20 protein-coding genes and 3 pseudogenes are annotated in these 20,991 nt (G+C 70.3%); 12 read left to right on the forward strand and 11 right to left on the reverse strand.

Annotated features, from left to right (window positions below; all coding sequences use genetic code 11):
- The first annotated feature begins 244 nt into the window (after positions 1–244).
- The gene (locus tag ACIRDU_RS19580) at positions 245–619 is read left to right on the forward strand and encodes an ArsR/SmtB family transcription factor (RefSeq protein WP_403581117.1); all 375 of its coding nucleotides are present in this window, start codon (positions 245–247) and stop codon (positions 617–619) included.
- 213 nt (positions 620–832) lie between these two features.
- A pseudogene (locus tag ACIRDU_RS19585) lies at positions 833–1,253 on the forward strand (STAS domain-containing protein); the annotation flags it as partial.
- A gap of 66 nt (positions 1,254–1,319) precedes the next feature.
- On the opposite strand, the gene arsB reads toward ACIRDU_RS19585, so the two are convergent.
- Positions 1,320–2,438, reverse strand: a complete 1,119-nt coding sequence (gene arsB / locus ACIRDU_RS19590; protein ID WP_403581119.1) for an ACR3 family arsenite efflux transporter — start codon at positions 2,436–2,438, stop codon at positions 1,320–1,322.
- A complete protein-coding gene (locus ACIRDU_RS19595) occupies positions 2,435–2,743 on the reverse strand; it encodes an ArsR/SmtB family transcription factor (RefSeq protein ID WP_403581121.1) in 309 nt (102 codons plus the stop codon). Before ACIRDU_RS19595 ends, arsB begins: the two co-directional genes overlap by 4 nt.
- Before the next feature lie 95 nt (positions 2,744–2,838).
- Here ACIRDU_RS19595 and ACIRDU_RS19600 point away from each other — a divergent pair, with 95 nt between their 5' ends.
- Complete coding sequence (locus tag ACIRDU_RS19600; RefSeq protein WP_403581123.1) at positions 2,839–3,261, forward strand: arsenate reductase ArsC; 423 nt, start codon at positions 2,839–2,841, stop codon at positions 3,259–3,261.
- A 233-nt stretch (positions 3,262–3,494) separates the two neighbouring features.
- Here ACIRDU_RS19600 and ACIRDU_RS19605 read toward each other — a convergent pair whose 3' ends face one another.
- The gene (locus tag ACIRDU_RS19605) at positions 3,495–4,559 is read right to left on the reverse strand and encodes a fatty acid desaturase family protein (RefSeq protein WP_403581124.1); all 1,065 of its coding nucleotides are present in this window, start codon (positions 4,557–4,559) and stop codon (positions 3,495–3,497) included.
- 172 nt (positions 4,560–4,731) lie between these two features.
- A complete protein-coding gene (locus ACIRDU_RS19610; protein WP_403581126.1) occupies positions 4,732–6,270 on the reverse strand; it encodes an alpha/beta hydrolase in 1,539 nt (512 codons plus the stop codon).
- Positions 6,271–6,377: 107 nt separating this feature from the next.
- Here ACIRDU_RS19610 and ACIRDU_RS19615 point away from each other — a divergent pair, with 107 nt between their 5' ends.
- The gene (locus ACIRDU_RS19615; RefSeq protein ID WP_403581128.1) at positions 6,378–7,337 is read left to right on the forward strand and encodes a MerR family transcriptional regulator; all 960 of its coding nucleotides are present in this window, start codon (positions 6,378–6,380) and stop codon (positions 7,335–7,337) included.
- Between the two features lie 181 nt (positions 7,338–7,518).
- On the forward strand, positions 7,519–8,544 hold the full coding sequence (locus ACIRDU_RS19620; RefSeq protein ID WP_403581130.1) for a 6-phosphofructokinase: 1,026 nt from the start codon (positions 7,519–7,521) through the stop codon (positions 8,542–8,544).
- A gap of 4 nt (positions 8,545–8,548) precedes the next feature.
- Here ACIRDU_RS19620 and ACIRDU_RS19625 read toward each other — a convergent pair whose 3' ends face one another.
- The 5 genes and pseudogenes from ACIRDU_RS19625 to ACIRDU_RS19645 all read right to left on the reverse strand — a co-directional run bounded on the left by ACIRDU_RS19625 (position 8,549) and on the right by ACIRDU_RS19645 (position 12,743).
- Entirely contained in the window at positions 8,549–9,436 is an 888-nt protein-coding gene (locus ACIRDU_RS19625) for a universal stress protein (RefSeq protein ID WP_403581132.1), read from the reverse strand.
- Positions 9,437–9,658: 222 nt separating this feature from the next.
- A pseudogene (locus tag ACIRDU_RS19630) lies at positions 9,659–9,865 on the reverse strand (ATP-binding protein); the annotation flags it as partial.
- Positions 9,819–10,160, reverse strand: coding sequence for a hypothetical protein (locus tag ACIRDU_RS19635; RefSeq protein WP_403581134.1), 342 nt, complete (start codon positions 10,158–10,160; stop codon positions 9,819–9,821). The pseudogene ACIRDU_RS19630 and the gene ACIRDU_RS19635, both read right to left, overlap by 47 nt.
- Positions 10,161–10,269: 109 nt before the next feature.
- Entirely contained in the window at positions 10,270–10,980 is a 711-nt protein-coding gene (locus ACIRDU_RS19640) for a hypothetical protein (RefSeq protein WP_403581135.1), read from the reverse strand.
- A 122-nt stretch (positions 10,981–11,102) separates the two neighbouring features.
- Positions 11,103–12,743, reverse strand: coding sequence for a serine/threonine-protein kinase (locus ACIRDU_RS19645; RefSeq protein ID WP_403581137.1), 1,641 nt, complete (start codon positions 12,741–12,743; stop codon positions 11,103–11,105).
- A gap of 356 nt (positions 12,744–13,099) precedes the next feature.
- On the opposite strand from ACIRDU_RS19645, the gene ACIRDU_RS19650 reads away from it, so the two are divergent.
- Positions 13,100–14,479, forward strand: coding sequence for a DEAD/DEAH box helicase (locus tag ACIRDU_RS19650; RefSeq protein ID WP_403581139.1), 1,380 nt, complete (start codon positions 13,100–13,102; stop codon positions 14,477–14,479).
- Between the two features lie 292 nt (positions 14,480–14,771).
- On the opposite strand, the gene ACIRDU_RS19655 is transcribed toward ACIRDU_RS19650, so the two are convergent.
- Complete coding sequence (locus tag ACIRDU_RS19655; RefSeq protein ID WP_403581141.1) at positions 14,772–15,254, reverse strand: GNAT family N-acetyltransferase; 483 nt, start codon at positions 15,252–15,254, stop codon at positions 14,772–14,774.
- Positions 15,255–15,397: 143 nt separating this feature from the next.
- Here ACIRDU_RS19655 and ACIRDU_RS19660 point away from each other — a divergent pair.
- The 4 genes and pseudogenes from ACIRDU_RS19660 to ACIRDU_RS19675 all read left to right on the forward strand — a co-directional run.
- Positions 15,398–15,714 (forward strand): annotated as a pseudogene (locus ACIRDU_RS19660) (sigma-70 family RNA polymerase sigma factor); the annotation flags it as partial.
- On the forward strand, positions 15,626–16,021 hold the full coding sequence (locus ACIRDU_RS19665; protein WP_403581143.1) for a PQQ-binding-like beta-propeller repeat protein: 396 nt from the start codon (positions 15,626–15,628) through the stop codon (positions 16,019–16,021). The pseudogene ACIRDU_RS19660 and the gene ACIRDU_RS19665, both read left to right, overlap by 89 nt.
- A 272-nt stretch (positions 16,022–16,293) precedes the next feature.
- Positions 16,294–16,674, forward strand: coding sequence for a VOC family protein (locus ACIRDU_RS19670; protein ID WP_403581145.1), 381 nt, complete (start codon positions 16,294–16,296; stop codon positions 16,672–16,674).
- A gap of 462 nt (positions 16,675–17,136) precedes the next feature.
- Entirely contained in the window at positions 17,137–17,655 is a 519-nt protein-coding gene (locus ACIRDU_RS19675) for a GNAT family N-acetyltransferase (protein ID WP_403581255.1), read from the forward strand.
- A gap of 114 nt (positions 17,656–17,769) precedes the next feature.
- Here the strand turns inward: ACIRDU_RS19675 and ACIRDU_RS19680 are convergent, their stop codons facing one another.
- On the reverse strand, positions 17,770–19,278 hold the full coding sequence (locus ACIRDU_RS19680) for a cryptochrome/photolyase family protein (protein ID WP_403581147.1): 1,509 nt from the start codon (positions 19,276–19,278) through the stop codon (positions 17,770–17,772).
- Between the two features lie 356 nt (positions 19,279–19,634).
- Here ACIRDU_RS19680 and ACIRDU_RS19685 point away from each other — a divergent pair, with 356 nt between their 5' ends.
- Together ACIRDU_RS19685 and ACIRDU_RS19690 are read left to right on the forward strand one after the other, a co-directional pair.
- Entirely contained in the window at positions 19,635–20,210 is a 576-nt protein-coding gene (locus ACIRDU_RS19685) for a hypothetical protein (RefSeq protein WP_403581149.1), read from the forward strand.
- Positions 20,211–20,355: 145 nt separating this feature from the next.
- Positions 20,356–20,889 carry a 2'-5' RNA ligase family protein gene (locus ACIRDU_RS19690; protein ID WP_403581151.1) on the forward strand — a complete coding sequence of 178 codons (534 nt, stop codon included), beginning with the start codon at positions 20,356–20,358 and terminating at the stop codon, positions 20,887–20,889.
- The last annotated feature ends 102 nt before the right edge of the window (positions 20,890–20,991 follow it).

Here is a 20,991-nt window from a genome sequence, read left to right on the forward strand (position 1 = left end):
CGCGGTCGGTGGTGCTAGAGGTGTCCGGACACAGGGCCACGTCGTGGCTGCGCTACCTGCGACAGTCTCATTCGAGTGGCGGCCCGGCGCTCGTCGATGCCGGAGCGGCGACGAACCCTGTCATTGCACCCGCTGCGCGGTGTGAGTCAAGGCGCGGCAGGCCGCGTCGCCCGCCGCCTGGCCACCCGCCTCGCGCGCGGTGACGGCCCTCCCTCTCTGGTTCGACGTGTGTCAACATAGACGTATGTCGAATACAAAGGTGTTGCCGCTGCTCGAAGCCGACACAGGTCAGAGTGTGGCGCCGTGCTGCCCGCCGCTGACCGAGCGTCCGATGAGTGCCGAGGAGGCCGAGACGGCCGCGCCGATGTTCAAGGCGCTGGGCGACCCGGTCCGTCTGCGGTTGTTCTCCGCAGTGGCCTCGCACGAGGGCGGGGAGGCGTGCGTGTGCGACATCTCCGACGTCGGCGTCTCGCAGCCCACGGTGTCCCACCACCTGAAGAAACTGAAGGAGGCCGGGCTGCTGACCTCCGAGCGGCGCGGCACCTGGGTGTACTACCGGGTCGAGCCGTCGGTGCTCGCCGCGATGGGCACGTTGCTGGCCATGCCGACAGATGCCTGACGATCCACGGGTCAAGAGGCAGCGGCGAGCGGGGCGTGAGCGCGATGGTCGTGCCACTGACAGCGGAGCGCGCCGAGCACTCCGCCCACATCCGCCCCTCCGTGCGCGGCCGGGGCTTCGCTTCCGCCCTGCTCAAGGTGCTGGTCGACTCCACCGGGCGGGCCGGGATCCGGACCGTCCGGTCGGGGATGTTCTCCGGGAACGCCGCCAGCCCTCGCCGGCTCCTTCCTGATGGTGCTCTGCATCGTCTTCGGCCCGGTCGTCTCCGACTCCCATGGCGGCCCTGGTCGCCGTCATGATCATGGTGTCGTTCGCGACGTTCGACTGGCACTCCATCGCTCCCAAGACCCTCCGGCGGATGCCCGCGGGGGAGATCACCGTCATGGTCATCTTCGCCAAGCGCGTCGCCCACCTCGCCGAGGTCACCGCCGTCACCGACCCCGACGACACCACGGTCGTCTATCGCGTGACCGGTGAGCTGTTCTTCGCCTCCTCCAACGACCTCGTCGGCCAGTTCGACTACGCGGGCGACCCGAAGAAGGTCGTCATCGACCTGTCGGCCGCGCACATCTGGGACGCCTCCTCCGTCGCGGCCCTGGACGCCATAGGAAAGGGCCGCGACCAGGTCGGTCGCGCTGATGACAGCCGGCGGCGAGCCCAGCCTGGCCGCCGCCGATCACCACCACATCCGCGTGCCGCGTCACGGGGTCGTCGTCACCGCATCGGTGGCGAACTTCCTTCGCCAGGCGAGGGCGACGTAGACCAGGCCGATCAGTACCGGGACTTCGATGAGCGGGCCGACCACTCCGGACAGGGCCTGGCCGGAGGTGACGCCGAAGGTGGCGATGGCGACCGCGATGGCCAGCTCGAAGTTGTTGCCCGCCGCGGTGAAGGCGAGGGTGGCGGTGCGGTCGTAGGCCAGCCCCAGGCCCTTGCCGAGGAAGAAGGTGCCGAAGAACATGATCGCGAAGTACACCAGCAGCGGCAGCGCGATCCGGGCGACGTCCAGCGGCTGGGAGGTGATGGTCCTGCCCTGCAGGGCGAAGAGGATGACGATCGTGAACAGCAGCCCGTACAGCGCCCACGGGCCGATCTTCGGCAGGAACTTCGCCTCGTAGTTCTCGCGGCCCAGCTTCCGCTCGCCGATGCGGCGCGTGAGGAAGCCGGCCAGCAGCGGGACACCCAGGAAGATGACGACGTTCAGCGCGATGTGCCCTACGGACACGTCCAGGCCCTGACCGTCGCCCAGGTTCATCCAGCGCGGCAACAGGTCCAGGTAGAACCAGCCCAGCAGACCGAACGCGAGCACCTGGAACATCGAGTTCAACGCGACCAGGACGGCGGCGGCTTCGCGGTCGCCGCAGGCGAGGTCGTTCCAGATGATGACCATGGCGATGCACCGGGCCAGGCCGACGATGATCAGGCCGGTACGGTACTCGGGCAGGTCCGGCAGGAAGACCCAGGCCAGGGCGAACATCACCGCCGGGCCGACGATCCAGTTGACGACCAGCGAAGAGATCATCAACCGCCTGTCGTCCGTCACGCGGTCGAGCCTGTCGTAACGGACCTTGGCCAGGACCGGGTACATCATGACGAGCAGGCCGAGCGCGATCGGCAGGGAGATCCCTCCGATCTCGATCTTGGCGAGCGCGGCGTTCATGCCCGGGATGAGCCGGCCCAGGCCCAGGCCGGCGGCCATGGCGAGCAGGATCCACACCGCGAGGTAGCGGTCGAGAGTGGAGAGCTTCTTGACGATCGAGTCGTCCGTGGTCTGGCCGGCACCCTGGGCACGGGCGGTGGTGGGCTCGGTGGAGGTCACGGACAGGCCCTCTTGTTGTCGGCGGCGGTGCGGGCGGATGCGGCCAGCGCGGCGAACTGCTCGGAAAGCCCGGCCAGAACCTCGGGCTTGAGCTTGTAGTAGGTGAAGCGACCACACGGCTCTGTCTCCACGATCCCGGCCTCGCGCAGCACCTTCATGTGGTTGGACAGGTTGGTCTGCTTGGCTCCGGTCTCCTCTACCAGGTGCGTCGTGCAGAGCGTTTCTCGCGCCAGCAGGGTCACGATCTTCAGGCGGAGCGGATCGCCCAATACCCGGATCACATCAGGATCGACTGAAGTCAGCATGCGCTGATAGTGTCACATCACCGCTCGCTGATACCAGCGGGGGCTGAAGTCATTGGCGGCCGGGTGCCGCCATGCGGCGAGGAAGAACGATCACCATGGCAGACAAGCCCTCCGTCCTGTTCGTCTGCGTCCACAACGCCGGCCGCTCCCAGATGGCCGCCGCATGGCTGACCCACCTGGCCGGAGATCGCGTCGAGGTCCGCTCCGCCGGCTCCGACCCGGGCGCCGAGGTCAACCCGTCCGCTGTCCAGGCCATGGCCGAGGTGGGCATCGACATCTCCGAGGAGACTCCGAAGATCCTCACCGTCGACGCGGTCCGCGAGTCGGACGTCTGCATCACGATGGGCTGCGGCGACGCATGCCCCGTCTTCCCCGGCAAGCGCTACCTGGACTGGAAGCTCGAGGACCCGGCCGGTCAGGGCGTCGAGGCCGTACGCCCCATCCGTGACGAAATCAAGTCACTGGTCGAGGGCCTGATCGCCGAGATCGCCCCGGCGAAGCCGGAGGCGACGGCATGAGCGAGAGGGCAGGAAGTCCGTGACCTTCTCGTCGCCTGGCGCAACAACGGCTACTCCTGCATTCGCGAACGGTTCCCGCAAGCCGTCGACGACGACGGCGACCTGCCTCCGCAGGACAACGAGTACAAGCGCGGCCGGCTGCCAGGTGCCGCACCGCGCCTGGCAGCCCATCTCATCCGGGGCGCCCGGTCAGCTCCTGAGGCCGTCTTGTCACAGCCGGGCCGTCCGCCGGGTCAGCCCTCGGACCGGGCGCGCAGTGGCTCGCCGACACTCCTGAGGTGGCGCAGCGCCTCCCGGTGCGAGGCGATCAGCCCGGTTCGGTGGTAGGGGATGCCCAGCTCCGCGCAGTACCGCTCGGTGATGACCTGCGCCTTGGCGAGTGCAGGTGTCGGCATGCTGGGGAAAAGGTGGTGTTCGATCTGGTAGTTGAGCCCGCCCATGAAGGCGTCGACCAGCGCGCCGCCCCGGACATTGCGCGAGGTGAGGACCTGGCGGCGCAGGAAGTCCAGCCGGGTCCCCTCTTCGATCATCGGCATCCCCTTGTGGTTGGGTGCGAACACCGAACCGAGGTAGATGCCGAACAGGCCCTGGTGAACAGCGAGGAAAAGGAGCGCCTTGGCGGGGGAAAGGACGGCGAACAGGCCGCCGAAGTACAGTGCGAAATGAGCCACGAGTAGCGCGCCCTCGAGTGCGGGCCTTTTCACTGACGGACTCTTGAGAGCTCGGAAGCTGCTGAAGCTCAGATTCGCACCTTCCAGAGTCAGTAGCGGGAAGAAGAGTGCGGCCTGGTGCTTTCCGACGAATCGCGGCAAACCCCGGGCCTTGCGCGCTTGTCGGCGCGACCACACGAGAATGTCCGGCGAGACGTCCGGGTCCCTTCCTTCGTGATTGGGGTTCGCGTGATGACGGGTGTGCTTGTTCATCCACCACCCGTGGCTCATGCCCAGCAACAGGTCGGCGACCAGCAGTCCCCCTGCCTCGCTGGGCCGACGACGGGAGAAGACCTGTTGGTGGGCGAGGTCGTGGGCGGCCAGTCCGAGCTGGCCGAAGACCACGGCCAGGGCGACGGCGACGAACAGCTGGCCCCAGCTGTCCCCCAGGGCGATGAACGCGCCGATACACCCCGCGAGAGCGAGAACGACCAGTCCGAAACGGACCGTGTAATACAGCGGACGGCGCCGGAGAAGCCCGGCCGCTGCTATGCGCCGAGACAGTTCAGAGAAGTCGCTTCCCCTGTTCTGCTTCTGTCGATCTCCTTGCGTCGGCGGGTCCACCGGAAGCACCATTGATTTGGTCATGGGGCTCAGTATCCGGATCTTTCTCCGGCGGCATAATGGCGTACGCCCCCCGAATGAGGTGGAGTCAGCGCCACCATGGTTCCGGGGGGAGTCCGCAGCCCAGGCAGACGTGCCGGCTCATGAGAGAGTCACGAGCACAGGTCGTACCGATGGAATCGCGGGCACCACCGAATCACCTGCGATGAAAGCCAACGGTCAGGTGGGCGACCACCGAGCGCATCGCATGGTGCAGTGCCGGGACCGTCTCCTCTGGTGCGTTGAGCGTTTCGAACCCATGGTGGCCGTTGGGGACATCGACCAGTTCGAGTCGCGCTGCGCAGTCGTCGGCCGCGGTCACGAACGCATCGACGGTCGCGGCGATCTCGGGTGCCTCTCGCCCGGCGCGCAGGAGGACTACGGGCAGGGACCCCGCCTGATCGACCACCTTGGCGGGGTGGAAGCGGCTGCCGGCCATCCCCCAGGCGGGAAGGGGAGCCAGGACGGGGTAGGAGGCAGCCAGGCAGCGCAGCCAGGCAGGGGGTTGTGTCAGCCAGTCCGTGGTGAGGAGGCCGCTGCCGGAGAAGAACCACAGGGCGATCCGGTCGGCGTCCACCCGGGCGTCGGCCCGCACCAGTTCCACCCCGGCGGCGATGTCAGCGGCGGCGCGTTCATAGTCCGCGATGTCGTGGAGGCGGTGGTCGAGGGTCGCGCCGACCATGCCCTCGGCGGCGGCCAAGCGGGCGTATCCCACCAGGGTGGGCCACTCACGCGGGCGCGGCCGCGCTCCAGCGGGCACCGGTCCGCCGTGCACGAAGACCACGGCCGGTCGCGGCCCCTCACCGTCGGGGACGTACAGATCGACATGACCTTGGCGGTCGCGAGGCAACTCGGGGACGGCCAACGGGAACGGGCGCAGGTGGGCAGGTGCCGGCGCATCGTCGCCGACCGGCCGCAGGCGGTGCCCCTCACCGGCCGCGGCCCGCAGCAGGACGTCTGCCAGTGCGGCGGGGCAGGACAGCATCGGCCAGTGCCCGGTGGGAAGCTCGAAGAAGGTGACCTGCGGTTCGGTCAGGACGGCCAGCGCGGGGTCACCGAAGTCGACGAGCCTCTGCACTTGGGCGATACCGGCGCCGTTCCGGGCGCACAGCACGCCGGTGACGGGAACCGCGGACACCGCTCCGGTCAGCCGCAGCGGCTGAAACAGGGTGCCCAGCGGCTGCGGCGCTGCCAGGGCGGTCAGCCGCTTCAGGGCCGCCTCGCCGACGCCGGCGGTGCTGCCCCAGCGCTCCCACTCGTCGTGGGCCGGTGGCGCCAGCACGCCCTCGCGCTCGCCTGCCTCGGCGCGTTCGGCCAGCTGCGCACGCAGCACCTGGTCCGGTACGGCGGCCAGCGCCGGAACACCGTTCTGCGGCATCCCGCAGTCCAGGTACACGACGCGTGCGATGCGCTCCGCCCGCCGATCAGCGGCGCCGAGCACCGGGTGGATCCCGTAGTCGTGACCGACGAGCACGATGTCCCGCCCGGAGGTCACGTCCACCGCGTCGATCGCCGCGATCACGTCCTCGATGTGCGTCTCCAGACCGACGTGCGCCGGCCTGGCGGGCCGGGCCGGGTCGATGCCCGTCAGCGGGACCGCGTGCGCCGCGCTGCCCGCCGCGACCAGCCGCGCGGCCGTCTCCTGCCAGACATGGGCCCCGGTGAACACACCCGACACCATGATGAACACCTGCACAAAGCCCTCCCCGGACTCGTCGCATGACGCCGCGCCGGTCGCGTACGCCATCGTCCGCGGGCCACGGCGTCTGCCCGGCCCGCGCACCGGTACCGTAGGAACTCCCCTTGAGGGAGGTTCAACTGTCCACTCCGCACGAGCCGTTGTGGAGCATCGGGGAGCTCGCCGAGCGCGCCGGTGCCACCGTGAAGACCGTCCGCTTCTACTCCGACCAAGGCCTGCTCCCCGAAGCCGCCCGCAGCAGTGGCGGACACCGCCGCTACGGCCCCCAGGCGCTGGAACGACTGCGGCTGATCCGCTCCTTGCGCACCCTTGACCTGCCCCTGCCCGAGATACGCCGCGTCCTCGAGGACGAGGAGGCAGACGGCCGCGCACTGGAGGATGCCCTCGACAGCCGTCTGCGTGAGCTCGGCAGTGAGATGAAGGCATTGCGCTGGCGGGAAGCGGCACTCCAACTGGTGCGGGACTGCCCTCCGGCTCAGCGCGCCGGTCGGCTGCGGCTGCTCAGCGCGCTGAGCACCCCGCCGAGCACCGCACCACTGGCCAGGTTCTGGCGCACCTGGCTGCCACCACGGATGCCGCGCCCGGCAACGGCGGCGTTCCTGGAGGTGGCCGTCCCCCAGCCGCCCGACGAACCGCACCCCTCCCAGGTACTCGCCTTCGCCCGGCTGCATGCGATGACGACGGCTCCCTGCCCAGGCGGTCGGCAGCCCCAACCGGAGGTGCACCGAGTAGCAGGGGCGGGCGGCGCCACCCTGCTGTACGCGGGCCTAGTCGAAGCATTCGAACTCGCGGCCCCACACCTGCGCCGGGCACACACCCCGCATCCGGGCGAGGCCCTGGACGCCTACGTCGCGGCATACGCGAGCGCCTACGGCAGCCGCGACACCCACGAATTCCGCCGTGTGCTGGCCTCCCGTCTGTCGGCCGAGCCGCGCCTGAACCAGTACTGGGAACTCGCCGCCACCGTCCTGACTCCGCCGGGCAGCCGCCCGGAGCCGACCCCGGGCTCCACGGACGACTGGCTGCGCGCGGCCCTGCAGATGGACAACGCCGAAACAGCGTGAGTTTGGTACATCGGCCGCCGCCGGTCGCCGATAGGTGAGGGTGGCGGTGTCCGTCGAGTGGCCACCACGGACGGAACCGGGGGAGGCTGGAAACAGACGGTGATCCGTGTGCCCGGGACGTTTTGCCGGGTCCCCGCGAGGCCGCGAACGGACCGGGTGTGCAGCGGAGGGGAGATGGCCCATGAAGGTCGGAGTTCTGACCGGCGGCGGTGACTGTCCCGGCCTCAACGCCGTGATCCGCAGTGTCGTCCGCAAAGGCGTCCAGACATACGCGTTCGACTTCGTCGGTGTGCGGGACGGCTGGCTCGGTCTGCTCAAGAACGATGTCGTTCCTCTGGAGATCTCCAACGTGCGGGGGATTCTCCCCCGCGGCGGGACCATCCTCGGGTCCTCCCGTACGAACCCGTTCAAGCACGACGACGGGCTGCAACGGGTACGGGACACTCTCGCCTCGCACGAGATCGACGCGCTCGTCGTGATCGGCGGAGAGGACACCCTGGGAGTGGCCACGGAGCTCAGTCGGCGGGGGATCAACCTGGTAGGTGTGCCGAAGACCATCGACAACGACGTCTCGGGCACCGATTACACCTTCGGTTTCGACACCGCCGTCGGTATCGCGACGGAGGCCATCGACCGCCTCCACACCACCGCCGAGTCACACATGCGCGCCCTTGTGGTGGAGGTGATGGGGCGGCACTCGGGATGGATCGCCCTGCACGCCGGCATCGCGGGCGGCGCCAACGTGATCCTCATCCCGGAGCGTCCGTTCGATATCGATCAGGTCTGTGAGCTGGTGAAGCGACGGTTCGAGATCAACTACGCGCCGATCGTCGTCGTGGCCGAGGGAGCCGTCCCCAAGGAAGGGCAGATGATCCTCAAGGACCAGTCGCTGGACGAGTTCGGCCACGTGCGGCTGTCCGGCATCGGCGAATGGCTGGCCCAGGAGATCTCGGCGCGCACCGAGAAGGACGCTCGCACCACGGTCCTCGGCCACATCCAGCGCGGTGGCACGCCGAGCGCCTTCGACCGGTGGCTGGCCACCCGTTTCGGTCTGCACGCCATCGACGCAGTCAAGGACGGGGACTTCGGCTGCATGGTCGCCCTGCGCGGTACGCGGATCGTCCGTGTACCCCTCGCGGATGCCACCGCGGAGAACAAAGTGGTGGAGCCATCGCTGTACGACGAGTTCGAGGCCTTCTACGGCTGAGCCATCATCCTCCGTGCGGCACGACCGCCACCGGACAGCGGGCGTGGTGCAGCACAGCGTGTGTGACCGGCCCCAGTCGGCCTTCTGCCGCCCGCCGCTCGGTGCGGCGCCCCACGACGAGCAGACCCGCACTCCGAGAGGCGTTCAGGAGCGCTTCCGCGGGGTGAAGCAGCATGAGATCGCTGCCGACCGTCACCCGGGGATACTTCTCCTGCCACGGACGCAGGAGGTCGGACAGTCGCAGGACCTCCTGATCCTCCCAGCTCGCCCGGTCCTCCTCGGTCACCACCAACGTCCGTGAAGAGACGGATTCGGCGGGAAGAGCCCAGGCCTGCACCACGTGCAGACGCGCCGCGTGAGCATCGGCGGCCGAGAAGGCGAAGTCGGCCACATCACCGACCGGCCGGTGCGCGTCGAACCCCAGGACGACCTGACCCGCGCTGTGCCGTGCGGGCACCCCGTTCGCGAAGGCGTCGGGAAGGTGAGGGACGAGCACGGTGGGGCAGGGGGCTGCAGCCGCCGCCCGCAGGGCCACCGAGCCGACCTCCAGCCCCTCGAAACCTCCCGTCCCGCGGGTACCGACGACGAGGAGCTCCGCATCACCTGCTGCGGTGAGGAGAGCCCCGGACGGGGCGTCATCGGCCTGCGCGCCGTCCACGCTGAGGTCCGGGTAGCGGTCGGCGAGCTCCGCGACCGTCCGCTGGAGCAACCGTGCGCCCATGTCGCGCAATCGCTCCAGGGCCGGACCCGGAACGACGGAACCGGGAAGCCGCGGAGAGGCATGGAGCAGTCGCAGCGGAACGCCGCGCAGCGCTGCCTCCCGCGCCGCCCACTCGGCCGCCGCCGCAGCGCGCTCGGAGCCGTCGATGCCCGCCAGCACAGGGGAACGCATCGCGGACTCCTTCCTCCGGCCCGCAGCCTCGCGGGGCCAGGCCCATGCTCTCCTCCACTGTTCCACGGCGGAACCGCTGTGGCGCTCGGACCGGGTACGGGCGCCGGCAGGGGCCCCCGACGCGGTCCGGCTCTGGTGTCCGCACGTGCGTCCTGGCCCCTGCGTCCTGCGCCGCTCGGCGCCCGGCCTGCCTGACCGGCGCGCTGGACGGGCTTCCGGGCTTCACTCCCTCAGACCGGGATGACCTGACGTCCAGATGACCTTGCCGGTCGCCGTGTAGCGGGTCCCCCATCGCTGGGCGAGCTGGGCCACGATCAGCAGTCCCCGCCCTCCCTCGTCGGTGGTCCGGGCATGGCGCAGACGTGGTGAGGTGCTGCCGCCGTCAGAGACCTCGCAGATCAGGACGCGGTCCCGGATCAGGCGCAGACTGCAGCGAGATCGTGGCCACGGCTCCGAGTGACCCGCCTGCCGACCACTGCCCGTCCGCGCAGCCGACTCTGGCCCCCATGCCGAGCAGCTCCGGGGTCTTGCCGTCGAGGGCGTCGCCCAGGGTCCCCTGCATCACATGCGTCATGCTCACGGCGAGGAAGCCGCCAAGACAGGCGTAGACGACGATCACCAGGGCGGTCAGGGTCACTCCGAGGCCGAAGCGGATGTCGAAGACCTGCTCGAAGAGCAATCCGCCGGCCACCAGGCCGCTGGCCACGTAGACGGTGAAGAACACCGGCGTTCTCGGCCCGCTCGGTGTAGGTACGCAGACGCGGGGCGACGAAGAGCCACGCTCGCTGCGTCCGCCGCCCGCGCTCGAACCAAGAGGCGGACCGGGGGAGCGGTCAGGGGCACTCGTACGTGAAACGGGCGGTGGCCGTGCGCTCGGTGGGGGACATGATGCGCAGTTCAGCCCGGGCCGTGTGGCGACCCGGGCCCTCGAAGGTCCACCGCAGACGGAGGCGTGCCTCCTCCTGTCCCCGGACCATCACTTCTTCCAGAACGCCCGATGCGGTGCCGTCGCTTCGGACCCAGCGGTAGGACAAGGTGCCCGGGCGGCCGTTCGTGGTGACGAGGGCGACGATGTGTGCGGTGCCGTCGCAGCCGAGTACCGCCGGCCGGGTCGTGATCGTGGCCGCGCTGACGGCGAGAGGCGGCCCGAGACGCTGCCAGGCGAGGAGCGCGAGCACGCAGAGCACGACGAGCGCGGGCAGCGTGTGTCTGCGCAGCCGCCGACGCGGGCGTGCCGGAGGCGGTGCGGCGGAGAGCAGCCGGTCGGTGCGATCCGCCACGGTGGCGGTCACACCCGGGCCGAAGCGAAGCACGGTGCCCTCGACGCGGTCGGGTGGCGCCGGCCATCTCTCCACCGCGTGCTCGACGAGGGTCTCGTCCATGCCGGGGCGCCGGATCCAGTGGCTCGCCAGCACCGTGGCGCTGTACGCGGCGTCGGCCGACTCCGGCTCGTTGCTCGCGGCGCGGCCGTCGGCGGGTCGGAGATCGTGGGTGGCATTGCCTCCTTCGACGGCAGGCACGAGCACCTCGGTCCGCTCGTCCACGGCACCCGGCGCCTGAGTCCGCGGGCCGGTGGAAGACAGCACTTCGGTGGGTTCGCCTGTGGCTCCCGGCGTGTCGGTGGTCCGGCAGGCGGGCGAGGGTGTGCGGTCGTCGTGGTGTGCGGTCATCGGAGGTCGCACCGCCTGGTGAGGAGCTGCTGCGTGGCGCCTCCGTCGGCGGCGGCCGGGGTCGTGGTGGACGGAACCGCCCAGTAACAGCCGAGGTTCCGGAAGGTGTGGTCGACGGTGAGCGTGTACCGGGTGGCGCCGCTGCGTTCGAAGGTCTGGGACGCACCGTCCGGAGTGCCCAGCTGTCCCGCCGTACCGCCCGTGAACCAGGAGACAGTGATGGAGATCGGACCGGTTCCGTCCGTGGTGATCCCGATGGTGGCCGTGGCGGTCGTGGGCCCTGTCTGCCGGAAGGACGACACCGCGACGTCCTTGACCGTGGGTGCGGCAGGCGGGGCGGGCACGGTGGTCGTCGGCGTCGCCGGGCCGCCGGGTGCGGTGGTCTCCTGGTCTCCGGTCGGGGTGGCCGGGATCGGGGGTTCACCCGAACCGCTGGCCGCCGGGCCCGAGGGTGACACGGTGGGTGACGGTGACAGGCCGGCTGACTCGGTGGGCGTGGTGGACGGAGACGGGGTGGAGGCTGGGGGAGCGGGGGGAGCGGCCGGCCCTTGGCCGGGCTGTGCACTGGTGGTGGCCAGGGCCTGCGCCTCCCGCTGTGCGGCGGTCCCCGGGTCGAACGGGATCCCGGAGGTGAGGAGGGCCGCGAGAAGTGCGGCGGCGCAGACGAGCAGTCCGGGCCGGCCGGGCAGCCACGACTGCGCCCGTCCGCGTCCCGGCTGCCGGTGCAGGACCGTGCGTGCCGTGTCCGTGCTGCTCTGGGGTGCCTCGCGGGGCGAGGGCAGGAGCAGCGGCAGCAGGGCCACCAGCGCGGCGAGCCGGCCTCGGCCGCGTTCCTCCCAGCTGGGGCCGTAGGCGGTGCCGGCGGCGGCCTCCAGCTCCGCGACGAGATCCTCGGCCCGTGCGGGCCGTTCCTCAGGGTTCTTGGCCAGGCCTCGGCGCACCAGGTCCCGCACGGCCTCGGGGGCGTCCTCGGCCGGCACGGGCGCGTCGACGTGCTGGAGCGCGAGTTCCGCGAGGTTGTCACCGAGATACGGCTTGTGGCCCGTCAGGCATTCGAAGAAGGTGGCCGTGGCCGCGTACACGTCGGCGGTGGGGGAGGCGGGAGCGCCGGTCCACTGCTCGGGGGCCATGTAGGAGGGGGTTCCGGCCACACCCGCGCTGGTGCCCGCATCCACCGCGATGCCGAAGTCGACCAGCTTGGAGTATCCGTCCGGCGTGACCAGGACGTTCTCCGGCTTGTAGTCGCGGTGGACGACGCCGATCCGATGCGCGTTGGCCAGACCGAGCAGCGATCCCTTGAGAATGACGAGCGCGGCCTCGGGGTCGAGCGGGCCCTGCCGCTTCAGCAGCGCACGCAGCGAGACGCCGTCGACCAGTTCCATCACGATGGCGGCGCCGGCCGGACTCTCCACGTACTCGTACAACCCGGCGACGTACGGGCTCTCCAGCCCGCCCAGCAGACGCGCCTCCGCTCGGAATCCGTGCACGAAGCCCGGCCGGGTGCGCAGGGACTCGCTGAGGTACTTCACCGCGACCTCAACGCCGGTCTCCTCGTGGACGGCCAGGACGACCCGCCCGCTCGCCCCTGCCCCGAGTTCGAGCGACCCGGTGTACCCGGGCACTTCCCATGTGTTCATTCGCATCCCCCCTGGGCCGCCGGTCGCCGGCAGCCGGCCCCCGCGCTCGAAGACACATCTTTCGGCCATCGCGGTTGCGTGGCCAGAAGTATGCGCGAGGCGTACCCGGACCGTGACAGAGCGCTGGAGCCTGTCTCGCCGCGCCCGGCAGGCTGTTGATCTGTTGAGCGGCCGGGCGAGGCCCGCGGCGTGCCCGTGCTAGCGTTGCCTGTTTGTTGTGTCGCTGTGTCGGTGCTCCGTTCGGTGTCCCTGGCTGGTGGCCGCGTCCCTGCCGCGCCTTCCTCGGTACGGGTTCCTTCGGAGTAAGGCTTTCTGTGAGCGAATCAGCACGTGGCGATGCTCGGCGGCAGGATGCGGTGTCGGGGGCATCGGACGCCGCTTCGGCGCTGCACGCGGTGACCTCGTTCGCGCAGCTGGGGCTGCCGGCCGAAGTTTTGCGGACGCTGGACGAACGCGGTGTGACGGTTCCCTTTCCCATCCAGGCGGCGGCGCTGCCGGACGCGCTCGCGGGACGGGACGTCCTGGGCCGGGGCCGCACCGGGTCCGGCAAGACGCTCGCCTTCGGCTTGGGGATGCTCTCCCGGACGGCCGGGCAGCGCGCGCAGCCCAAGGAGCCGCTGGCGCTCGTTCTGGTGCCCACCAGGGAGCTGGCGCAACAGGTCGGTGAGGCGCTCACCCCGTACGCCGAGGCGCTGCGGCTGCGGCTCGCCACCGTGGTGGGTGGGGTGTCCATCGGCCGGCAGACCGCCGCGCTGCGGGACGGCGCCGAGATCGTCGTCGCCACGCCCGGTCGGCTGCACGACCTCATCGAGCGCAAGGGCTGCCGGCTGGGACGGGTGCGCATCGCGGTCCTGGACGAGGCCGACCAGATGTGTGACATGGGGTTCCTGCCGCAGGTCACCGAGATCTTGGACCAAGTGCGTTCCGACGGGCAGCGGATGCTGTTCTCCGCCACCCTCGACCGCGACGTCGACCAGCTGGTGCAGCGCTACCTGCGCGACCCCGCCGTCCACTCCGTGGACCCCTCGTCCAGCGCGGTAACCGCGATCGAGCACCACGTCTTCGTCGTGCACGGCCCGGACCGGTACGCCGTGACCACGGAGATCGCCGCCCGGGACGGCCGCGTCCTGCTGTTCCTGGACACCAAGCACGGCGTCGACCAGCTCACGCGGCATCTGCGGGCCAGCGGCGTGGCCGCCGCCGCCCTGCACAGCGGAAAGTCCCAGCCGCAGCGCACCCGGACCTTGGCCCAGTTCAGGAACGGGCAGGTCACCTCGCTGGTGGCGACGAACGTCGCCGCCCGCGGCCTGCACGTCGACGACCTCGACCTCGTGGTCAACGTCGACCCGGCCACCGATCCGAAGGACTATCTGCACCGCGCGGGCCGCACGGCCCGGGCCGGCCGCTCCGGCACCGTCGTGACCCTCGTCCTGCCGGGACAGCGCCGCGAGACGAGCCAGGTCATGGCGGACGCCGACGTCGCTCCCAAGGTGACCAAGGTGCGGTCCGGCGAGGCGGAGCTGAGCCGGATCACCGGCGCCAAGGTTCCCTCCGGAGAGCCTCTCGACGGCGATTCGGCCGTATCGCGCCCCAAGAACCACAACACCCCGTTCCGCGGCCTGGGCAGCGCCAAGGACGGGAAGAGCGGCTCCGGTACCAGGTCATCCCGCAAGAGCAGCGAAGCGCGCAAGCTCGCGGAGGCCCGCAAGGCGGCCAGGGTGCGGCGCGGCGGCTGAGCCCGGTTTCCCCGACTGCCGGGTGGTGTGTCCGTCTCCCTTGCTGCACGGCACATTGGACGGGAGATCGGCCGGGGTGCACCGGGCGGCGTCACGTACGGTGATCGTGCGCAGGGAGAGGCGTGCAGGCGACGGGGAGCTGGTCACGGGTCGTCCAGCGTCTCGGGGTCAACATCACCGCCGACGAGGCCCACGCGTCCTCGACTTCGGCATCGCGCGGGCGCCGTCCACGGCGTGTGTTCCTGTCGTGAGGGTGGCAGACCGCACCCGCGACAAGATTTCGGATCAGCAGTTACGGGATCAGGAATTCCAGCTCGGGCCGGTCCCATGCCACCGCAGGCGGGTTCGCGCGGGCGGTCCCGGTACGCAGCGCGCCCACGCTGCGGTAAAAGCCCTCGGCCGGAGGATGCGACACCACCCGGACACGGTCCAGCCCTGCCGCGCGAGCCTCGGACTTCATGTGGTCGATGAGCAACCGCCCGATGCCGCGGCCCTGCGTCCTGTCCTCGACGAAGAGCAGGTCCAGCTCTGGCGGCATGAGGACCAGCGAGTAGAAACCGAGCACCCGGCCCACGGAAGCACCGGTGTCGACGGCCGCGAAGACCCGATGGGCTTCGATGTAGTCGGACCCGACGCGGTAGTCCGCGACCATCGCCGCGAAGTGACCCTCGTAGGCACGCGAGCCGCGCACCAGTTGCGTAAGCCGCTTGGCGTCCCGGGCGACAGCCCGTCGTATGACGACCTCGCGACGCACGGGCGTAATACTCGACTTCATACGGAGCATCTTACGCAGCGGGCCAGTAGGGCCCGCACCCGCCAGGACGGTGATCCGCCGGCCTCGCCACCGAGGGTCACAACCCGAACCGGAACCCAGTGGGAGTACCGGCCCAGGAGCCGGGCTTCGGCTCGGGAGCACGCTCGGACTCCGAGTTGCGGATCGCGCTGTGGGCGGCGCTCGGCCGTCTGACGAAGCGGCAGCGGGCCGTGGTAGTGCTGCGCTACTTCGAGGACCTGCCGGAGCCGAGGTCGCGACGCTGCTGGGATGCCCGGATGGCACGGTCCGCAGTACGGCGCACCGATCGCTCGCCAAGCTCCGGTGCTCGTACAGGCCCCCCGGCGCTCGCACCCGGTCCAGGGCGCAAGGACATGCAGCTGACCACCCTCAGCAGCTCGGGAGAGCAGGCACACCCCTACCGGATCGAGGGAGCCCTGGCCACGTCCGATGTCGTCGGTGATCGTTTGATCCTCGTGTCCTTGCAGGGCAAGGCCTCGGCCCACTCGCTGACCACGGGGAAGACCTTGTGGACCCGCCCGGTGGGCGTCAAGGTGCCCAGCCAGAACACGATGCCGGGACTCGCGACCCCCGTGGCGTCGGCGGGGCAGGGGATCGTGTACTTCTTCAGCCCGACCGGAGATCTGTCCGGACTCGATCTCCGCACGGGTGAGCAGGTCTGGCGCGGTCACGTCGACACCGGCAAACCGAGGCCCGGGTTCGGGGACTCGCCCCAACTCCTGCGCTACGACGATGTGCTCGTCGCCTAGAACGGCAGCAAGATGGTCACCCTGCTGCCGCAGGTCGGCGACTGACCCGAAGCCCCTCAAGCCGGGGCGGCACCCTCTCCCCGGCTCGCAGGCACGGCATGCCGGTTCCACCGCCGACCTCGTTGTTCCGGCCGGGCGGGGCGAGGACCTGAAAATTGTGCGCACCTACTCGCCCCGCCCGATACGGTCGCGAGCGCGTCCCACTGCGAGTTGGCCAAGAACTCCGCACGCGGCCGCCACGGCAGTTCCCACGTTGAAAGCAGGTTTCGTCCATGGCATGTCGAATCAGTGAGCTCGTGCTCGGTTGCCGCGAACCCGAGGTGCTGGCCCGGTTCTGGTGTGAGGTCCTGGACTTCGTCGTGCTCGACCGCGAGGAGGACGGCACCCTCGAGATCGGCCCGCGCGAAGGGTTCGGCGGCCCGCAGCCGACGATCATCCTCAGCCGCAGGGACGAGCCGGAGCCGGGGAAGTCGCGTCTGCACATCGACGTCAACGCCACCGACCGCGATCAGGACGCCGAGCTCGAACGCCTCCTGAAGCTCGGGGCGCGCCCGGCCGACATCGGTCAGACCGGCGAGGAGCAGTGGCACGTTCTCACCGACCCCGAGGGCAATGAGTTCTGCCTGCTCAAGGCCCGCCTCAACCCGCTCTGAGGGATCTGCGCAGAGCTACGGATCAGGGAGGATCCGTTTCGACGATCAGTCGCGCTTACTCAGACGCCCGTCCGCCGCTGCAGCTCTCGACCCGGACAAGGCGCTTGAGGCCCTTCGACGGTCGCCGAGGGGCCTCGAGCGCGGCAGGCGGACACGCAACTCAAGGTGTTGACGCCTTGAGTAGTCGTCATCACGGCATGCTCGTCGCACCTCTGACGAGATGGGAGAGACGGGTACGGACGCGGAAGCCGGCACAAGCAGCACCGCCTCCGCCCTGGAGTTTGGCCAAGACGGACCAGGAGGCGGACAATGACCGTAACCGGCAACGAGTTTGCCGACGACGAGTCGGCGGAGCCAACACCCTCGGCCCCCGAGGAGCCCTCGCTGGTGCGGGCCGACGGTTCGACCATCCCGCCCCGAGGCCCAGTTCGCGGCCGGCGTACGGCCCAAGGCGGTCGCAGCGTGAGCACCCTCAAGGCCCATGCCATCAGCACCAGGCGGCTGGACCTGCTGCCACTGCACGTCGAGCACACCGAGGAGATGGCCGCCGTATTGTCCGACCCGGCCCTCCACACCTTCATCGGAGGCACGCCGGACACTCCGCAAACCCTGCGCTCGCGCTACCAGCGCATGACCGCAGGCTCTCCCGATCCGGCCGTCTCCTGGCTCAACTGGGTGGTGCGGCTCCGTGACGAGCTCTGCCTGACGGGCACCGTCCAGGCGACTGTCAGCCCTTCCGGTCGCGGCCTCATCGCCGAGATCGCCTGGGTGGTGGGGACCCCGTGGCAGGGACGAGGCATCGCCACCGAGGCAGCCCAAGGACTCGTGGACTGGCTGAGCCGGCGGCCGGTGCACGCCGTCATCGCCCACATTCGCCCCGACCATCGGGCATCCGCCGCCGTCGCCACCGCAGCCGGGCTCACACCGACCGACCAATGGCACGAAGACGAGATCCGATGGCACCGAAGCATCAGACCATAGTCCGACGTGGCTCACTGACTGACTGGAGTTGGCCATTCCGCGAGGGGAGTGTCTGTGGTCGGGGGCTGTGGCCGCTGCCCTGGCGGAGCTTCCCGCTGTTGTCGTGCGGCCTCGTCACGGTGCCTCGTCGCCCCGCCGCCGCTCCTGGTGCAGCACCTCGTCGAGGTCGGCGAGCCGGTCCAGGCCCTGCACCGCGCGGCGCATTCGGGCGTTGCCGGACAACCGGTGCCGGTGCCGGTGCAGGAAGGCCCAGTACCCGGTGGTGTACGGGCACGCGCGCGGACCGGTGCGGTCGGTGGGCCGGAAGGCGCAGCCCTCGCACAGGTCGCTCATGCGGTGGATGTAGGCGCCGCCGGAGGTGTACGGCTTGGTGGTCATCCGGCCGCCGTCTGCGTACTGGGACATGCCGACCACGTTCGGCAGCATGACCCAGTCGTAACCGTCGACGAAGCAGCGGTGGAACCAGTCGGTGACGGCGGCCGGGTCCCAGCCGCGCTGCAGGGCGTGGCTGCCGAGCACCATCAGGCGGGGGATGTGGTGCGTCCATCCGGTGTCACGGACCTGGGCGAGCACCCCGGCCAGGCAGCGGGCGGTGACCGCGTCCGCGTCGAGTTCGCTGAAGTAGGCCGGCAGATCCCGTGTGTGCCCGAGTGCGTTGCCGTGCCGGTAGTCCTCGCCGAAATACCAGTACAGCTGCCAGACGTACTCCCGCCAGCCCGCGACCTGCCGGACGAACCCCTCGGCACTGTTCACGGGGACGGCGCCCTCCCGCCAGGCAGGCTCGGCATGCTCCACGCACTCCGCGGGGTGCAGCAGGCCCAGGTTCATCGAGGACGACAGCAGACTGTGGGCCATCACCGGATCGCCGGCCAGCATCGCGTCCTCGTACGGCCCGAAGGAGGACAGCCGGTGCGCCACGAAGCGGCGCAGCGCCGACAGGGCCTCACGCCGGGTGGCGGGGAAGAGGCGGAGGCCGTCGCGGCCGACGAACCGCACCCCGTCCTCGCGCTCCCACCGGTCGAGGTCCTCGCGCACCCCGGCGTCGATGTCGTCCTCCCGTGGCCGGTACGGCCCCGGCAGGCCCAGTGCGGTGGCGCCCCGCGGCGGAGGCTCGCGGTTGTCATGGTCGTGGTTGAACCGGCCCCCGGCCGGGCGGCCGCCGTCCATCAACAGGTCGTGCCGTTCGCGCACCCAGTGGTAGAAGTTCTCCTGGAGCAGCCGCCGCCCACCGAGCCCCTCGGCCCAGCCGGCGAACTCCTCGTGCGCGACCAGGAAGCCGCGGGCGGGCAGCACCCGCACTCCCGGCAGGGACCGCACCAGCCGCAGCGCCGCGTACGAGGTGGGGTGGCATACGGTCACCGGTGTGTCGCCCACCGCGCGGCGCAGGCCCTCGCGATAGGTCTCCGCCCGCACGTACGTCACCTGTTCACCCAGTTCCGCCGCGCGGTGCCGCATCGCAGAGAGCACCAGATGGGCCTTGGCGCGGTGAAAACGTCTGCGCCGGAAGACCGACCGCGCCTCGATCATCACCACGGGCGCCCCGCGGTCGGGGCCCTGCTCACCGGCGGGGGTGAGGAAGTGCGGGCCGAGCTGATCTCCGAAGAGCCAGTGCGGAGTGGGCATGGCAGGCAACCTTCCGTCAGGGCGGTCATGTGTACGGGCGGTGGAGATTTCACCCACCGGAGCGGAGCCGGACGCGGTCGAACGCCGCATGTCCCCCGCTCGGGTGCCGGTGCGGCGCAGCGGCGGCACATCGACCCGGATGCCATGTCCGCGCTCAGCGGTGCGAGAGCCGGCTGGTTGCTCCAGTGTCTTCCTGACATGTGTCAGGAAGACACTGGAGGACAGGCCGGATAGGTTCCCGACACACCGCAATGCACCGGCGTATGGGCCCACCGGTTCACCGGCGCGCTTCACGTCATGTCACGTCAGAACCGCACGCAAAGCTGTACTCGGGGCTCCATCAAGAAGGGAATGGCATGTCCATACTCAAGCGGTACGCATCCCTCGCAGCTGTCGCCGCGGCCCTGTTGACCGTGGGACTGGCGGGACCGGCATCCGCGGAGACGACACGACCCCAGACGGCCTTCGACGGACAGGCCCGCGCTGCCGGCCTCAGCCGAGACACAGCCGACGCCCTCCAGGCCAAGGTGGACCGCTACCTCACCCGCCAGGACGGACGGCAGGTCTCGGCGAACGAGATCCTCCTGGCCGACGGTGCCAGGCTGACGGTCACCGTTCCCGGCGAGAAGTACGTGCGTGAGCTGAGCACACCGGCCGCAAGCCGTGCCGCAGCACAATGGGAGTGCGACTACGAGTACTTCTGCATGTACCGTCAGCAACTCGGCATGGGTGACCGACTCGCCCTCTTCCACTGCCAGGATCACGCGCTGCAGAACTGGACCGGCTACGGCTCCTATTACAACAACCAGACGCGCGGTACCCAAGCGCTGTTCAAGAACCAGAACCGCACCGTCATCGACGTCACCCTCGGTGCTCCCTTCAGCGTGGCGAGCTATGACTGGACCCCCGTCTGGTACGTCAGGCCCTGCTAGTCAGCCACTTCGGGGCTGGCGAGCGGTGTAGTCGGCGTAGTTGAGAGCAACTGGCCGCGCTGCCGCGCCGGGGGTATCCGCTGAGCCGTCGGGCTGACGGCCCGGTCGGCGGGGTCGGGCAAGTGATCGTCGGTAGGCTGCGGCGGTGCGCACGGTCGAGCTCTTGCTGGATGAGGCGGCAGAGCGAGCAGTCCAGGAGGCCTGGCGGCGGCTCGCGGACGCGGGGCTGCCCAGTCAGGCGCGTCACCGCTCACCGACCAACAGCCCGCACATCACTCTGGCCGCCTGCCCGGAGCTGACCGCCCCGATCCGCTGGGAACTCGCCGAGGTGGCCGCCGCCCTGCCGCTGACGGTGCGGTGCACCGGCGTGGTCCGCTTCGAGCGGCCCACCTCGGTGCTGGCCTGGGCACTGGAGCTCGACTCCGCGCTGGCCGGGCTGCACCGCCGGGTGTGGGAGGCGGTGGTCTCGGACAGCCCGCTTGAGACCCTCAATCCCTTACACCAGCCCGGGCGCTGGGCCCCGCACATCACCCTCGGCCGGACCCGGCGGGCCGGTGCCTTCGCCGACCGGCGGATCCCTGGGCTGCTGCCGGAGCCGCCGATGTCGATCCGGCTCACAACCCTGCGCAGCTACGACACCCAGACCGGCGCCCTGGAGGTGTTGCAACCCCGCCCGTAACGTCGAGTGCGGGGTTTGCCTTGGGCCGGTAGGTCCCGTGGGCGGATGTCGAAGAGGGCGGATGGCCCGGCTCGCCGGGGGCCGCGCGACGCGACCCGGCCC

The organism is Streptomyces sp. NPDC093598 (genome assembly GCF_044764825.1).
Lineage (GTDB): Bacteria > Actinomycetota > Actinomycetes > Streptomycetales > Streptomycetaceae > Streptomyces.